18 protein-coding genes are annotated in these 13,733 nt (G+C 68.8%); 6 read left to right on the plus strand and 12 right to left on the minus strand.

Annotation, left to right across the window (positions count from 1 at the left end; genetic code table 11):
• The 3 genes from AC14A7_RS05800 to AC14A7_RS05810 all read right to left on the minus strand — a co-directional run.
• Positions 1–236 (minus strand): DUF1330 domain-containing protein (locus AC14A7_RS05800; RefSeq protein ID WP_484007124.1); only part of this gene is annotated, 236 nt, incomplete at its 3' end.
• Positions 233–790: a dihydrofolate reductase family protein gene (locus AC14A7_RS05805; RefSeq protein ID WP_484007126.1), complete on the minus strand. Its 558-nt coding sequence runs from the start codon at positions 788–790 to the stop codon at positions 233–235. The genes AC14A7_RS05800 and AC14A7_RS05805, both read right to left, overlap by 4 nt.
• The gene (locus AC14A7_RS05810) at positions 790–1,449 is read right to left on the minus strand and encodes a TetR/AcrR family transcriptional regulator (protein WP_484007128.1); all 660 of its coding nucleotides are present in this window, start codon (positions 1,447–1,449) and stop codon (positions 790–792) included. Before AC14A7_RS05810 ends, AC14A7_RS05805 begins: the two co-directional genes overlap by 1 nt.
• 56 nt (positions 1,450–1,505) lie before the next feature.
• Between AC14A7_RS05810 and AC14A7_RS05815 the strand changes: the two genes are divergently transcribed.
• Together AC14A7_RS05815 and AC14A7_RS05820 are read left to right on the plus strand one after the other, a co-directional pair.
• Positions 1,506–2,483: an NAD(P)-dependent alcohol dehydrogenase gene (locus tag AC14A7_RS05815; RefSeq protein WP_484007130.1), complete on the plus strand. Its 978-nt coding sequence runs from the start codon at positions 1,506–1,508 to the stop codon at positions 2,481–2,483.
• Positions 2,484–2,501: 18 nt separating this feature from the next.
• Positions 2,502–2,792, plus strand: coding sequence for a DUF4287 domain-containing protein (locus AC14A7_RS05820; RefSeq protein ID WP_484007132.1), 291 nt, complete (start codon positions 2,502–2,504; stop codon positions 2,790–2,792).
• Here AC14A7_RS05820 and AC14A7_RS05825 read toward each other — a convergent pair.
• Genes AC14A7_RS05825 through AC14A7_RS05835 form a run of 3 tightly spaced genes read right to left on the minus strand, consistent with a single transcriptional unit; the run spans position 2,773 to position 4,980 of the window.
• Positions 2,773–3,504, minus strand: a complete 732-nt coding sequence (locus tag AC14A7_RS05825; protein ID WP_484007134.1) for a class I SAM-dependent methyltransferase — start codon at positions 3,502–3,504, stop codon at positions 2,773–2,775. The two genes, AC14A7_RS05820 and AC14A7_RS05825, sit on opposite strands and share 20 nt — an antisense overlap.
• Positions 3,501–4,499: a glucose-6-phosphate dehydrogenase (coenzyme-F420) gene (gene fgd, locus AC14A7_RS05830; RefSeq protein ID WP_484007136.1), complete on the minus strand. Its 999-nt coding sequence runs from the start codon at positions 4,497–4,499 to the stop codon at positions 3,501–3,503. The genes AC14A7_RS05825 and fgd overlap by 4 nt, the downstream gene beginning before the upstream one ends.
• Before the next feature lie 4 nt (positions 4,500–4,503).
• The gene (locus tag AC14A7_RS05835; protein ID WP_484007138.1) at positions 4,504–4,980 is read right to left on the minus strand and encodes a VOC family protein; all 477 of its coding nucleotides are present in this window, start codon (positions 4,978–4,980) and stop codon (positions 4,504–4,506) included.
• 93 nt (positions 4,981–5,073) lie between these two features.
• On the opposite strand from AC14A7_RS05835, the gene AC14A7_RS05840 reads away from it, so the two are divergent.
• Positions 5,074–6,459, plus strand: a complete 1,386-nt coding sequence (locus AC14A7_RS05840; protein WP_484007140.1) for an HNH endonuclease signature motif containing protein — start codon at positions 5,074–5,076, stop codon at positions 6,457–6,459.
• 145 nt (positions 6,460–6,604) lie between these two features.
• Here the strand turns inward: AC14A7_RS05840 and AC14A7_RS05845 are convergent, their stop codons facing one another.
• Positions 6,605–7,441 carry an alpha/beta hydrolase gene (locus AC14A7_RS05845; protein ID WP_484007142.1) on the minus strand — a complete coding sequence of 279 codons (837 nt, stop codon included), beginning with the start codon at positions 7,439–7,441 and terminating at the stop codon, positions 6,605–6,607.
• Between the two features lie 115 nt (positions 7,442–7,556).
• Between AC14A7_RS05845 and AC14A7_RS05850 the strand changes: the two genes are divergently transcribed.
• Entirely contained in the window at positions 7,557–8,123 is a 567-nt protein-coding gene (locus AC14A7_RS05850; RefSeq protein WP_484007144.1) for a TetR/AcrR family transcriptional regulator, read from the plus strand.
• A gap of 11 nt (positions 8,124–8,134) precedes the next feature.
• On the opposite strand, the gene coaD is transcribed toward AC14A7_RS05850, so the two are convergent.
• A complete protein-coding gene (coaD, locus tag AC14A7_RS05855) occupies positions 8,135–8,617 on the minus strand; it encodes a pantetheine-phosphate adenylyltransferase (protein WP_484007145.1) in 483 nt (160 codons plus the stop codon).
• Between the two features lie 62 nt (positions 8,618–8,679).
• Positions 8,680–10,809, minus strand: a complete 2,130-nt coding sequence (locus AC14A7_RS05860) for an ATP-dependent DNA helicase RecG (protein ID WP_484007147.1) — start codon at positions 10,807–10,809, stop codon at positions 8,680–8,682.
• A gap of 33 nt (positions 10,810–10,842) precedes the next feature.
• Between AC14A7_RS05860 and rsmD the strand changes: the two genes are divergently transcribed.
• A complete protein-coding gene (gene rsmD, locus AC14A7_RS05865) occupies positions 10,843–11,409 on the plus strand; it encodes a 16S rRNA (guanine(966)-N(2))-methyltransferase RsmD (protein ID WP_484007149.1) in 567 nt (188 codons plus the stop codon).
• On the opposite strand, the gene AC14A7_RS05870 is transcribed toward rsmD, so the two are convergent.
• Positions 11,406–11,855 (minus strand): pyridoxamine 5'-phosphate oxidase family protein, encoded by a 450-nt coding sequence (locus AC14A7_RS05870; protein ID WP_484007151.1) that lies wholly within the window; start codon positions 11,853–11,855, stop codon positions 11,406–11,408. The two genes, rsmD and AC14A7_RS05870, sit on opposite strands and share 4 nt — an antisense overlap.
• A 39-nt stretch (positions 11,856–11,894) precedes the next feature.
• The gene (thiL, locus tag AC14A7_RS05875; protein WP_484007153.1) at positions 11,895–12,836 is read right to left on the minus strand and encodes a thiamine-phosphate kinase; all 942 of its coding nucleotides are present in this window, start codon (positions 12,834–12,836) and stop codon (positions 11,895–11,897) included.
• Positions 12,837–12,860: 24 nt separating this feature from the next.
• Here thiL and AC14A7_RS05880 point away from each other — a divergent pair, with 24 nt between their 5' ends.
• On the plus strand, positions 12,861–13,334 hold the full coding sequence (locus tag AC14A7_RS05880; RefSeq protein ID WP_484007155.1) for a DUF3515 family protein: 474 nt from the start codon (positions 12,861–12,863) through the stop codon (positions 13,332–13,334).
• 56 nt (positions 13,335–13,390) lie between these two features.
• On the opposite strand, the gene AC14A7_RS05885 is transcribed toward AC14A7_RS05880, so the two are convergent.
• Positions 13,391–13,729 (minus strand): YciI family protein, encoded by a 339-nt coding sequence (locus AC14A7_RS05885; protein WP_484007157.1) that lies wholly within the window; start codon positions 13,727–13,729, stop codon positions 13,391–13,393.
• Between the last annotated feature and the right edge of the window lie 4 nt (positions 13,730–13,733).

A 13,733-nucleotide genomic window follows, 5' to 3' on the forward strand; every position in this document is an offset into this window, starting at 1 on the left:
ATGTCAGCCAGCGCCACGCGAACCGGGTCGACCGTGTAGGCGGCCACGGCATCCTGATCCGGGAATTCGATGATCTGCGTCTCGAAGGGGCCGTCGGAATCGTCGACCCGGCGCACCCGCGACAGCACGCGGCCGCCGTGCGCGGGGATGAGGGCGAGCACCGCATTCTCGTAGTCGATGAGCAGCTGCTCCTGGCCGGGGTGCGGCCAGAGGAGGGCGGTGAGCACGAGGGTCATGACGTCACCGCGTATCGAGCGAAGACCACGCCGTTGCCGAAGGTGCGGCTCTCGAGCAGCTCGAGGTCGACGTGCACATCGAGTGGCAGGCTCGGCAGCCCTCCTCCGACGATGACCGGCGAGAGGTAGACGCTGTACTCGCTCACCAGGCCGGCGCGAATGGCGTGCGCCGCCAGGGTGGGGCCGGCGATGCCGAGGTCACGGTCGGATTGCTCGATGAGGGTGCGCACGGCATCCGGGTCGAAGGTGCGCTCGAGGCGCGTGCGGGGCGTGTCGACCGCATCGAGACTGGATGAGTACACGATCTTGTCGGCGGCCCGCCAGATCTCGGCGTAGTCGCGCATCTCCCCCGGCTCGTCTTCGAGCGGCATCGTGCCCCACACCTTCATGACCTCGTAGATGCGGCGGCCATAGAGGTAGGTGCCGATCGGGCGCTCGCCGTCGTTGACGTGGGCGTGCACCTCGGCGTCGGGGGCGCTCCAGTCGAAGTTGCCCTTGGCATCGGCCGCGAAGCCGTCGAGCGAGGTGATGGCGGTGTAGATGAGTTTTGCCACTAGAGCAACCTCTCCAACCCATCCAGCAGCAGATCCAGCCCGAACTCGAACTCGTACTGGTCGTCGCACCATCCGAGGGTGGTCGAGGGGTCGCCGTGGCTGACCTCCATGAGCATGCCGACGAGGTTGGGCACCATCGCGGCCATCTGCGCGAGCTGGTCGGTGCCCTGCGCCTGGCTGCCGTCGGGCTCCGCCGGCTCCCGAATGAAGCCGTACACGCGGCTGCCGAGGGCGTGCATGCCGTGGTGAATCGTGTCGAGGTCGAAGCCGCCGCTCATCAGGGTGGCGATCACGGCATCCACGTACATGGCCAGCGGCAGCCCCATGCTGGTGCGCGACTCGATGACCGCGGGAGCCCACGGGTGCTTGAGCATGATCGAACGACTGGTGAGGATGCGCGCGCGCAGTACCGCCTTCCAGTGCGTCGGCAGGTCGACCGCTGCGATCGCGGCCGCGGTCTCGCCGAAGACGAGGTCGACCATGCCGCCGAGCACCGCATCCTTGTTGGGCAGGTGGTAGTAGAGCGACATGACCTCGACGTCGAGGCTGTCGGCGAGGCGCCGCATGGTGAGGGCGTCGATGCCGATCTCGTCGGCGAGGGCGACGGCCGCGAGCAGCACGCGATCGCGCGTCAGTGGCGCCCGCTTCGTCTTCACCATGCCTCCCACCGTATCCGGACTTGCCAACCTTACGTTGTAAGTCTTACATTGTACGAATGAACACCATGAGAGCAGCAGTCGCCCGGCACTTCGGCGGCCCAGAGCGAGTCGTGATCGAGACGGTGCCCCGTCCCGTGCCGAAGCCAGACGAGGTGCTCATCCGTGTGCACGCGAGCACGGTGAGCATCGCCGACTACCGCGTGCGCACGAAAGACCTGCCCAAGGGCCTCGCGTTCTTCGGCCCGCTCGCGCTCGGCGTCTTTCGCCCGCGTCACCCCGTGCTCGGCATGGACCTCGCAGGCGTCGTCGAGCAGGTCGGCTCTGAGGTCACCCGCTTCGCCGTCGGCGACCGCGTGGTCGGCATGCCCGGTGGCGCGTTCGGCTCCCACGCCGAGTACCGCACGATGAAGCAGGATGCCGCCATCGCCCACGCCCCGAAAGGCTGGTCTCACGACGACGCCGTCGCGATCCTCTTCGGCGGAGTCACCATCGTCACCTTCCTCAAGCTCTACCCCCTCCGCCCTGGCATGGAGGTGCTCGTCAACGGGGCCTCCGGTGCCTCTGGCAGCTCTGCCGTGCAGATCGCGAAGCACTTCGGCGCGCGCGTGACGGCTGTCACGACCCACGGCGACGTCGTCACGGGCCTCGGCGCCGACGAGGTCATCGACTACCGTTCGACCGATTTCGCCGCCCTCGGCCGGCAGTGGGACGTGGTGTTCGACTGCGTGGGCAACGCGCCCTTCGACCGCGTCTCGGCATCCATCAGAAAGGGCGGCGCGCTGCTCATGGTGATCAGCGACCTGCGCGGCATGCTCAGCGCGCGGCGCAACAGCCGTCGCCTTGCCGGGGTCGTCACCAATGACAACAAGGCCGCGACGGCCGACGACCTCGCGCTTCTCGTGTCACTGGCCGAGGCGGGAGAGCTGCGGCCGGTGGTCGAGCGGGTCTACGAGTTCGACGAGATCCAGGCCGCGCATGCACGGGTTGGCGAGCACCGCAAGGTGGGAAATCTGGTGCTGCGGGTCGCGCCATAGCGGTTCTAGTATCGACGCATGTCATTTCAGGCGTACCTCGACAGCATCGAAGACAAGACGGGGCTCACCCCGCGGCAGCTGGTCGCAGCGGCCCACTCCAAGGGGTTCGACGAGAGCACGAAGGCGGGGCAGATTCTCGCCTGGCTCAAGGAGGACTACGACCTCGGGCGCGGCCACGGCATGGCGATCGTGCACGTCATCACCAAGGGGCCGGGCATCAGCGCCACGCACGTTGGCACCGGCACGAGGCACTCCGACGAGTCCGACATGCTCTGGCTCGACGGTAAGGCTACGAAACCCGCGCGATAGCGAAGCGCAACGCGTTGCGCAGCACATAGCCGCCAGTCGCGGCGCGATAGGGCGCTGCCGCTGCGCGCACCGTGGCGGCGAGGCGCTGCTGGGCCTCGGGATCCTCACCGAGCAGAACACCACGCACGAGGATGTCGTCATCGGGAGCATGCCACGGCGCCGCGACGAGACCCGTGGCGACAACCTCGAGGCCGAAGGTCTCGAGCAGCTCCCGCTGCCCGCCCGGCAGCCGCAGCTTCGACTCGTTCTGGTCGTCGTTAGTGTCATTGTCTTCGGCGAGCGCCCGCTCGATCGCGTCGATGTCGTTGTGCGCCGCGTCGGCCCAGTTGGCGATCGCGATGAGGCCGCCGGGCACGAGCACGCGCGAGAACTCGGCGAGGGCGTTGATCGGGTCGTCGGCGAACTGGAAGGCGTTGACGGCGGTGACGACGTCGAAGCTGTCGGCCTCGAATGGCAGGTGCTCTGCCTCGGCGACCACGGCATCCCCGTGCTGCCGCGCGATGGCGACCATGCCGTCGGCAGGGTCGGCTCCGGTGGGAATCGCACCCGCCGCCGTCAGGATGCCGAGGAACTCCCCGCTGCCGCAGCCGACATCCAGCACTCGCGTGCCGGCGCCGATGCCAGCAGCCTGGATGATGGCGAGCTGCACGGGCTCAGCGAATCCGCCCCAGAGCTCATGCCAGTCGGCAGCTATCGGGCTCCACTCGTTCATGACAGGGCGCGCAACCGGGGTGCGAGGTCGTTCTCGAACAGCTCGAGGAACCGGCGCTGGTCTGCCCCCGGCCCGTGGAAGACGAGGTGGTTGAGCCCGGCATCCACGTACTTCTTGATCTCGGCGACGACGACGTCGGGGTCGTTGCCGACGATCCACCGGCTGGCGATCTGCTCGATCGGCAGGGCGTCGGCGGCTCGCTCCATCTCGATCGGGTCGGTGATGTCGTGCTTCTGCTCCTTGCCGAGCGCGAGCGGTGCCCAGAAGCGGGTGTTCTCGAGCGCCGTGTCGTAGTCGGTGTCGTAGCTGAGTTTGATCTCGATCATGCGGTCGATCGGCTTGCCGGCCGCGCCCTCGGCGACGGCGGGCAGCAGCTGCTCTGTGTAGAGCTCCATGCCCTTGCCGCTCGTGCAGATGAAGCCGTCGCCGACCCGCCCGGCGAAGCGCGCGACCTGCGGGCCGCCCGCCGCGACATAGATCGGGATGGGGCTGGCGGGCCGGTCGTAGATGTTCGCGTCGACGGTGGAGTAGTACTCGCCGTCGTAGCTGACGCGCTCCTCCGTCCACAGGCGGCGCATGAGCTCGATGGATTCGCGCAGTCGCCCCATGCGCTCCTTGAATTCTGGCCACTCCCCCCTCCATCCCGTTGCGATCTCGTTGAGTGCCTCGCCGGTGCCGACGCCGAGGAAGATGCGGCCGGGGTAGAGCACGCCCATGGTCGCGAAGGCCTGGGCGATGACCGCTGGGTTGTATCTAAACGTGGGAGTCATGACGCTCGTGCCGATGGTGATGCGTTCTGTGCGCTCGCCGACGGCAGCCATCCATGTGAGGGAGAAGGGGGCGTGGCCGCCCTCGTGCCGCCATGGCTGGAAGTGGTCGCTCACCGCGACCGTCTCCATACCGTGCTTCTCTGCCGCCACGGCTATCTCGACCAGCTCACGCGGGTCGAACTGCTCTGCGGAGGCCTTGTATCCGAGTTTGAGGGTGGTGGTCACAGTCTCAGGCTAACTCTGCCGCGGGTTTTGCGTCAGGCTCTGCTTGTGCAGTGGGCTCTGCGTCGGACTCTGCTTCGGCGTCGGCCTGGATGAGGCAGAAGGCGTTGCCCTCCGGGTCGTGCAGCACGACGTAGTCGGCATCCTCCTCGTAGTTCCAGTCGGGAACGCGGCGCGCACCAAGGCTCACGAGTCGCTCGATCTCTGCCTCGACATCGTCGACCGTGAAGTCGAGGTGGTGGCGGTGCGGCTTCGCCGAGGTCGTGACCATGAGGGCGAACACCGGACCGCCGCTGTCGTTGTGCTTGTCGTCGTGCTTGTCTTCGCCGGGCTTGTCGTCGCCGCGCTTGTCGGAGTTGGGCACGAGGCTCGCCCAGTCGTGGCTCGGCGCCTCGCGCAGGTAGTAGCCGAGCGCTTCTGTCCAGAAGTCGATGGAGGGCTGCAGGTTGCGCACGCCCCAGACGATGTTGCGGATTTTCAGCATGCTCCAGTCTCGCCTTCCTCTCCGCAGAAAATCTGTGGAAACGGGTTATTCACATTCACTAGAACATACGTTCGAACCTTGGGACAATTGAGCATGCCCATTCAGGATGCCGTTGCCACACTCGCCGAGGCGGCTTCCGCGTGCGTGAACTCGGCACGGTCGTCGGCGGCATCCCTCGGCGATGACGAGCTACTGCAGCTCCACGCACGCCTGGCATCGGTGGCGCGACAGGTCGAGTTGGCGTCTGCGACGTTGGCCGCCGTGGTCGCGCAGCGCTCTCGACCAGAGCTCGGCTACTCGGGGCTGGCGCAGAGCCGCGGCGCGAGAACGCCCGAAGCCCTCGTTCAGGCGGTCACCGGCAGCACGGCCCAGACCGCCCGCCGGCTCGTTCGCGTCGGGGTGCACATGGACTCCCCGCTCTCCGAGCCCTGGCTCGCACCCATCGTGCGTCTCGTGGCCGACGGCTCTCTCGCCAGCGAGTCGCTCGAACTCGTTCGCGCGGCCCTCGGGTCTCCGTCGGCGACCGTCTCGGCGCCCATCTCGGCCGACGCCCTGCTCGATGCGGCAGAGAGGCTCGCCCGAGGGGCGACGTCGCTGACACCCGAGCGGCTGGCCGCTCGAGCACGCGAGGCTCGCGACGAGCTCGACATCGCTGGGGTCGCACAGCGCGAGGTCGAGAGGCGCAGTAGACGCTATCTCCGGTTGTTCGCTCAGCCCGACGGAATGACGCGCATCTCCGGGCTGCTCGACCCCGAGTCCGCGGCGGTGATCGTCGCCGTAATCGACGACGCAACCTCACCCCGTCGGGGTGGGCCGCGGTTCGTCGACCCAGCGGCAGCCACTCGGGCAGAGGCGGTCGTGCGCGACCCGCGAACCACAGAGCAGCTGGCCCTCGACACCCTAGTGGAGGTCGTGGATGTTGCGGTGCGTTCCCGCGCGACCGGCACCATCGGGGCACGCCGCCCCGACGTGCGCGTGCTCGTCACGCAGGCAGACCTCGACCGGCGCCAGGGCGTCGGCTATCTCGAAGGGCAGTCGGCAGCAGTGTCGATCGGCACGGTCGAGCGCCTCGCATGCGACGGCGGGCTCGTTCCGATCATGTTCGACGATGCCACGGGTGCCGCGCTCAACCTCGGGCGATCGCAACGGCTTCACAGCGCGCGGCAGCGGGTGGCGATCGCCGCTCGCGATGGGGGTTGCATCGCTCCCGGCTGCGACCGGCCGCCGAGCTGGTGCGAGGTGCACCACATCCACGAGTTCTCGAGGGGTGGAAGCACGGATCTCGCTGACGGCGTGCTGTTGTGTCGCCATCATCACCTGCTGGTTCACAACAACGGATGGCGCATCACTCGGCAGCAGCACGCCTACTGGCTGGTTCCGCCACCCGCGACCGATGCGAACCGGGCACCTATTGCCCTGCAGTCGCGGAGCGCTGCCGTGAGGCGGCTGGTGGGGGCGAGAGCAGGTGCGATGGGCTGACAGCTGAGCTTGCTGAGCGCGCGGGTAGCGAAAAGCCCCGGAGCCGGGCTCTGGGGCTGTCGCTGGCGGTGGCCGTGGCCGTGGCGGTGACGGTGGCGCGGCGCTCTCTGGTGACTCCGCGCCGCTACCTGGTGACTCCGCGCCGCTACTTGCTGTGGTTGACGGCCCACGCGAGGGCGTAGTCGGCGACCTCTTCCCAGCCGTCCTGGCTGACGATGCGGTGGGTGCGGCCGGCGAACTCCCTGTACTCGACGACGGCCGGGCTGCCCGACTGCGCGTACTTGGCCAGGATCGCCTCGCCGATGGCCGGCGGAACGACGTGGTCGATCTCGCCAGTGATGATGAGCAGCGGGGCACGGTCGGCGCGAGCGTAGTCGACGTGCGAGACACCACCTTTCTCGTTGAAGGCACCGGCGACACCCTCGAAGAAGACACGGTTGTAGGAGTTGACGGCGAACTCCTCCCAGATCGCGTCAGACTCCGCGCGGCTGAGGTCGTTGCCGAAGGTGAAGTGGAAGTGCGACTTCGAGATCGGCGACGCCCCGTTCTTCGCAAACGGGTTGCTGAGAATCGGGAAGCCCGTGCGCAGCGTCGACGGCGGCAGAGTCGTGATGCCGGCCGGCTGGCCGGGGGTCACCCCCACGTAGGCGCTGCCGAGGTTGCGATCCGCGAGCATCTGCGTGAAGAGTCCGCCGAACGAGTGGCCCATGATGATCGGCTTGCGGCCCTCGGCGAAACCGGGAAGGTCGCGGATGATCCGCTCGTAGTTGTCGACGATCTGCGCGATGCCGATGCCCTTAAGCGCCTCGGGGTTGCTGCGGATGTCGGTGACGGTGCGGTCGTCGATGCCGGGCCAGCCAGGCACGACGACGTCGTGGCCGAGAGCACGGAACCGGTCGGCCCAGGTGTTCCAGCTGGTGGGTGTCATCCAGAGACCGTGCACGAGAAGGATGGTCGCCTTGTCGGTGGTGTTGCTGGTCATGTCGTCAATCCATTCTGTAGGGAGAACGTTCGTTCTCTTTGTCGATGTCACGACAGTACTGCCCTCGATCAACCAATGTCAAGCAAAAAGAGAAAGATCGTTCTATCATTTATCCATGGCCACCACGACAACACGACCCTCCGAGGCTCGCGAGCGACTTCTGCGAACGGCGAGCGGGCTGTTCTACCGCGACGGCATCCACTCGGTCGGCGTCGACCGCGTCGTCGAGACCGCCGGCGTGACCCGGGCCACGTTCTACCGGCACTTCCCCGGCAAGGAGGATCTGGTGCGGGCCTACCTCCAGCGGGAAGACGAGGCGCTGCGCGACGCGTTCGCCGGCCTCGGCGAGCTCGACGGGGAGCAGGCGCTCGAGGCCGTCATCGAGGGCATCGCCGACGACGTCACGCGCAACCACACGCGCGGCTGCCCGTTCATCAACGCAAGCGCGGAATACCCGGATGCCGCCAGCCCCGTGCGCAGAACCGTCGCTGAGCACCGCGACTGGTTTCGCTCCACCCTCGCGGCGACGCTGGAGTCCGCCGGCCGCGACAACGTCGCGGAACGCGCCGGCGCCCTCGTGCTGCTGAGGGATGCCGCGCTGGTCGGGGGCTATCTCGACGGCCCCGACACCATCCGCGACACGTTCATCGCGACGTCACGCACGGTCGCGGGCCTGGCGTAGGGCGACGAGCCCTAATTCTTCTGCAGGTACGCCGACACGACGGCGGGCACATACGGCGCGACGTCGCCACCGAGCGCAGACACCTGCCGCACGAGCGAGCTCGACACGTGGGCGTGCTCAGGGGCAGGCAGCAGGAAGACGGTCTCGACGCCGGCGAGGTTGCGGTTGACGATCGCCATCGGCGTCTCGTAGGCAACGTCAACCTGCGAGCGGATTCCCTTGACGAGAACGCTCGCCCCCACCTCGGTGCAGTAGTCGACGAGGAGGCCGACGCTCCAGCTGGTGACCCGGATGTTGTCGGGAAGTCCTGCGGCGGCAATCGACTGCTCGATGAGCGAGACGCGCTGCGCAATAGGCAGCAGGGCCGACTTGTCGGGATTGTGCACCACGAGAACGTGCAGCTCGTCGAAGAGCCCGGCCGCTCGGCCGATCACATCGAGGTGACCAAGGGTGACAGGGTCGAACGACCCAGGAACGACGGCGATCCTGCTCATGGCTTCACCCTAGCGGAGCAGTGTTACCGATCTGTGACATATGACCTGCGACTTCGACAGACCTACGACTTCGACAGGAACGCCTGAGCGCTCTCGTCGAGGCGGCGGTCGAGCGCCTCGCGGAGGGCGAGGTGCTGCTCCAGCGTCGGATCGGAGTCGAGGATGCCGCTGGCCAGGTCGCGCGCCTCGCTGATGAGCTCGCCATCCTTCGCCACGCGCAGCAGCCGAAGCGATGACCGCCCACCCGACTGCACGCTGCCGAGCACGTCGCCCTCCTGGCGCAGCTCGAGGTCTTTCTGGGCGAGCTCGAAGCCATCGAGCGTCGCGGCGACGGCCTCGACGCGCTCGCGGGCGAGAGTGCCTTCCTCTGCGCTCGTGACGAACAGCGCGATGCCGGGCACTCCCCCACGACCCACCCGGCCTCGCAACTGGTGCAGCTGGGAGACCCCGAACCGATCGGCGTCGAGAATGACCATGGTGCTCGCGTTCGGCACATCGACGCCGACCTCGATGACGGTGGTCGCGACGAGCACATCGACCTCGCCGGCGGCGAAGGCGCGCATGGTCGCGTCCTTGTCGTCGCTCGACATGCGACCGTGCAGCGGCTCGACGCGGCGGCCCGGCAGTCGTTCCCGCACGTGCTCGATCGCGGTCTCGACGTTCGCGGTGGTCGGTGTCTCTGCCTCGTCGCCCTGCTCGACGAGCGACGGAGAGATCGCCGGGCACACGACGAAGGCCTGGCGACCCTGCGCGAGCTCCTCAGAGACCCGCTCCCAGATGCGGCCGGCCCAGCCGGGCTTGTCGGCGAGCGGCACGACGTGGCTCGCGATCGGCGAGCGGCCGGCCGGCAGCTCTGCGATCGTCGAGATGTCGAGGTCGCCGAAGACCGTCATCGCGACCGTGCGGGGAATCGGGGTGGCCGTCAGCACGAGCAGGTGGGGCGGTGTCGCCGCCTTCGCCCGCAGCGTCTCGCGCTGCTCGACCCCGAAGCGGTGCTGCTCGTCGACCACGACGAGACCGAGGTCGAAGAAGCCGACGTTGTCGCTCAGTAGCGCATGGGTTCCGACGACGATCTGGGCAGAGCCGCTCACGACCGCCAGCAGCGCCTTCTTGCGCACGGCGGTCGGCAGCTGCCCGGTGAGCAGGGTCGGCTTGAGCCGCGCCGCGAGGTCGGGGCCGAGCGTGGCGACGATGGAGCGAAAATGCTGGTGTGCGAGAACCTCCGTCGGGGCGAGCAGCGCCGACTGACCGCCGCTCTCTGCCACGGCGAGCATCGCGCGCAGCGCGACGAGGGTCTTGCCAGAGCCGACCTCGCCCTGCACGAGCCTGTTCATCGGTGCGCCCTCGGCGAGGTCACGCGAGATCTCGAAGCCGACCCTCTCCTGATCGCCCGTGCGCGCAAACGGCAGGCGGGCGTCGAAGCCGTCGAGCAGGTCGCCCTGGATGCGCGGCACAGCTGGCGTCTGACGCGACACCGCCCGCTGCCGCAGCAGCGCGGACTGCAGCACGAACGCCTCCTGGAACCGCAGCGACTTCGCCGCGGCACCCCAGTCGGCATCCTTCCGCGGTCGATGGATGAGCTCGACGGCCTTCGCATACGGCAGCAGCTTTCTGCCCAGCCGCACCTCGCTCGGCACGGGGTCGTCGAGTGGCGGCAGGGTGTCGAGCACGACGCCGACCGCCTTCTGGATCTGCCAGCTCGCCACCGTCGACGTCGCCGGGTAGATCGGAATCGGCAGCTCTGCCCACTCCTTGGCGCGCGCGGGGTCGGCCTCGGCATCCGGCTCGAACAGCTCGTAGTCAGGGTGGGCGAGCTGCAGGGTTCCGCGGTAGTCGCCGACCTTGCCGGCGAAGATGCCGCGAACGCCGGGGCGCAGCTCCTTCGCGCGCCAGGCCTGGTTGAAGAAGGTGAGCGACAGGATGCCCTTGCCGTCGCTGATGCGCACCTCGAGCAGCGAGCCACCGCGGGCCCGCATCGGCCGCTCCCGGGTCTCGAGCACCTCGGCCACGATCGTCACCGTCGTGTCGAGCGGCAGCTCGGTCAGGGCCGTCAGCTCACCTCGGCGGGCGTAGCGGCGCGGGTAGTGGCTGAGGAGGTCGCCGACAGTCGCGAGCCCGAGGCCCTTCTCGAAGGCCGCAGCCGTGCGACCGCCGAGCGCGGTCACGAGCTTGGCGTCGAGCGGAGAGGTCACGGTTCGAGGGTATCGCCAGCTACCGTTGGGGGTGTGACCCGCATCATCGCCGGATTCGCCGGATCCATCGCCCTCGAGGTGCCTCGCGCGGGCACCCGCCCGACGAGCGACCGTGTGCGCGAGGCGATCTTCTCCTCGCTCGAGGCGAAGGGCGCCATCGACGGAGCCAGAGTGCTCGACCTCTATGCGGGGTCGGGCTCGCTCGGCCTCGAGTCTGCCTCGCGGGGGGCGACGGTCGTCACCCTCGTCGAGCTCTCGCAGACGGCGGTCAAGGCGTGTCGCGCGAACGCCGCCCGCGTGGCGGCGGCTGCACCGAGAAGTGCGAAGCCGGCCATCGAGGTAGCGGGGCAGTCGGTGCAGTCCTTCATCTCCAGCTCGGTCGCCGAGTGGGACCTCGCCTTTCTCGACCCGCCCTACGAACTGGGTTCCGCCGAGCTCGTGCTCACCCTCGAGCACCTCGTTCCTCGCCTGAGCGAGGGCGCCGTCGTGGTCGTCGAACGCAGCTCCCGCGACGCGGAGCCCCTCTGGCCCGACGGCCTAGAACTCGACAAGCGCAAGAACTACGGCGACACGACCCTCTGGTGGCTGACGCGGGACTAGGCGCGCTGCACGACCTCGTGGCCACGGCCCGGGTGCCACGACTCGATCACGAGCATGGTGGCGGCGGGGTCGAGGCGCACGAGTGCGACCTCGGTGAGGTCGACCTCGAAGGCGCCCCCGGCATCCAGCGACGACTCCGCCGTTGGCACGAGCCGGCCGGCGAGCTTGGCATCGCCGGGCCAGTCCGCCTGGGCGGCGGGCGGTTCGAGCGTTGGCGAATGGATTGCGACCCGCGGGTCGCGCAGCACGTCGCGCAGCTTGGCAGAGCGCGGCATCATGCCGAGGGTCACCGCGCCGTTCTCGAACTTCAGCTCGGTGCCGCTGATGCGCGGCGAGCCGTCGCTGCGCAGCGTGGCAAGGGTCTTGTTGGTGCCGGCATCGAACAGCGCCTGCACACGCGCGGCGAAGTCGGGGGCATCGGCGACGACATCGGCCCAGCTGGTCATGCCGAGAGTATGACCGCGACCACCGACACGGCCGATGGCCTAGCCCGACTCGCCCGACCAGTCGGCGAACGGATCCCAGCCGCCCCGCGCGTCGAACGGCACCCCGTCGACGAGCACGCCCTCGCCCGCGACGACCCGGCCGATCGCCCGGAACCCCGCTGGCACGTCGCCGGGGAAGGAGGCGAGCAGGGAGTGGTCCTCCCCACCAGAGAGGGCATCGAGGCTGCCGAGCGCCGCCCGGGAGAGGTCGATCGCGACGCCGCTCGCCCGAGCCACGCGGCGCGCGTCGAGGGCGAGCCCGTCGCTCAGGTCGATCATGCTCGTCGCTCCCCCGAGTGCCGCGACCACGCCGGCGCCGATCGGCGGATGCGGTCGCAGCTGCGCGATCACGAGCGGGTCGTCGCTCAGCGCGCCAGGAGAGCGCACTCCGTGCTCGAACAGCAGACGCAGCCCGGCGGCAGAGTGCCCGAGCACGCCGGCCACCGCGACGGTGTCGCCGACCTGAGCCCCCGACCGCGTCACCGGCGGGCGGCCCTCGAGGTCGCCGAAGGCGGTCACGGCGATGGTGAGGGTGTCGGAGACAGAGAGATCGCCGCCGACCACGCCGCAGCCCGGCGCCATCGCCTGGCAGCCCTCGCGGAGTCCATCGGCAATGCTCTCGAGAAAGCCGACGGCGGTATCGGCCGCTGCCGCGATCGCAACGACGAGCGCCGTCGGCACGGCGCCCATCGCGGCAACGTCAGAGAGGTTGGATGCCGCGGCCTTCCACCCGAGGTCGAACGGCGTCGACCAGGCGAGGCGAAAGTCTGGCCCGTGGATCATCATGTCGGTCGTGACGACGAACCGGCCATCGGGGGCGGCCACGACGGCCGCGTCGTCACCAGGGCCAAGCAGCTCGGATGCCGCGCCCGGCAACCGCGGAAAGATGCGCGCGAGCGTTGCTCCCTCTCCGATTCCAGCAAGGGTGTCGGCTGCCTCCATGCCTCACACGGTAGCCTGATTTCGATGAGACTCCTGCCCGTCGCGGTCGCCGCGGCCCTCGTGCTCGCGCTGAGCGGCTGCGCTCAGGTCGTCGCGCTCGAGCCGGCGGCCGACGCAGAAGACACCCGGTGCGCCGATGTCGTCGTGCGGCTGCCAGACACCGTCGGCGGCCGCGACAGCGACCTCGCCCTGCGCGAGACCAACGCCCAGGGCACCGCGGCATGGGGCACGCCGACGGCCGCGATCCTGCGCTGTGGAGTTCCGGTTCCCGATCCGACCTCGACGCTGCGCTGCTACACCGCCGATGGTGTCGACTGGCTGCTCGACGAGTCCGACCTGCCGAACCTCGTCTACACGACCTATGGCCGCGAGCCGGCGATCGAGGTCATCGTCAACCAGGACGAGGCCGCCGGCGGTGCGGTGCTGCTCGACCTCGCGTCAGCGGTCGGCTTCACCGACAAGGTCGGGGCCTGCACGACCGTCGACGACGCGCTCTAGCCGGCTCGCCTCTGGCTGGCTCGCCTCTAGCTGGCTCGCCTCTGGCTAGCTCGCCTCTAGCTGGCCTCGTCGAACCCGAACTCCCGCAGCTCCTGGTCGCACCGGCACGCAGCAGCGACCCTGCGAGACCACTCGAGCGCATCCTCGCGGGTGGGCAGCTCCAGCACGAGAAACCCGCCGGTGAGCACGCTGCCGGGATACGGCTCGGACGACACCGAGCCGTCAGCCGACACCCGCACCGGCGGGGCGCTCTCGTCGATGCCACCGCCGAAGACGTAGACGCCCGCCGCCTTCGCCTCCTCGATCACCGCGTGGGAGTCGACGCTGGCACCCGCGAGGTTCTCTGGACTCATGTCCATCGCTGCGCTGGGGAACGATATGAGGTATTTCGTCATCCCT

Source organism: Conyzicola sp. (genome assembly GCF_057073975.1).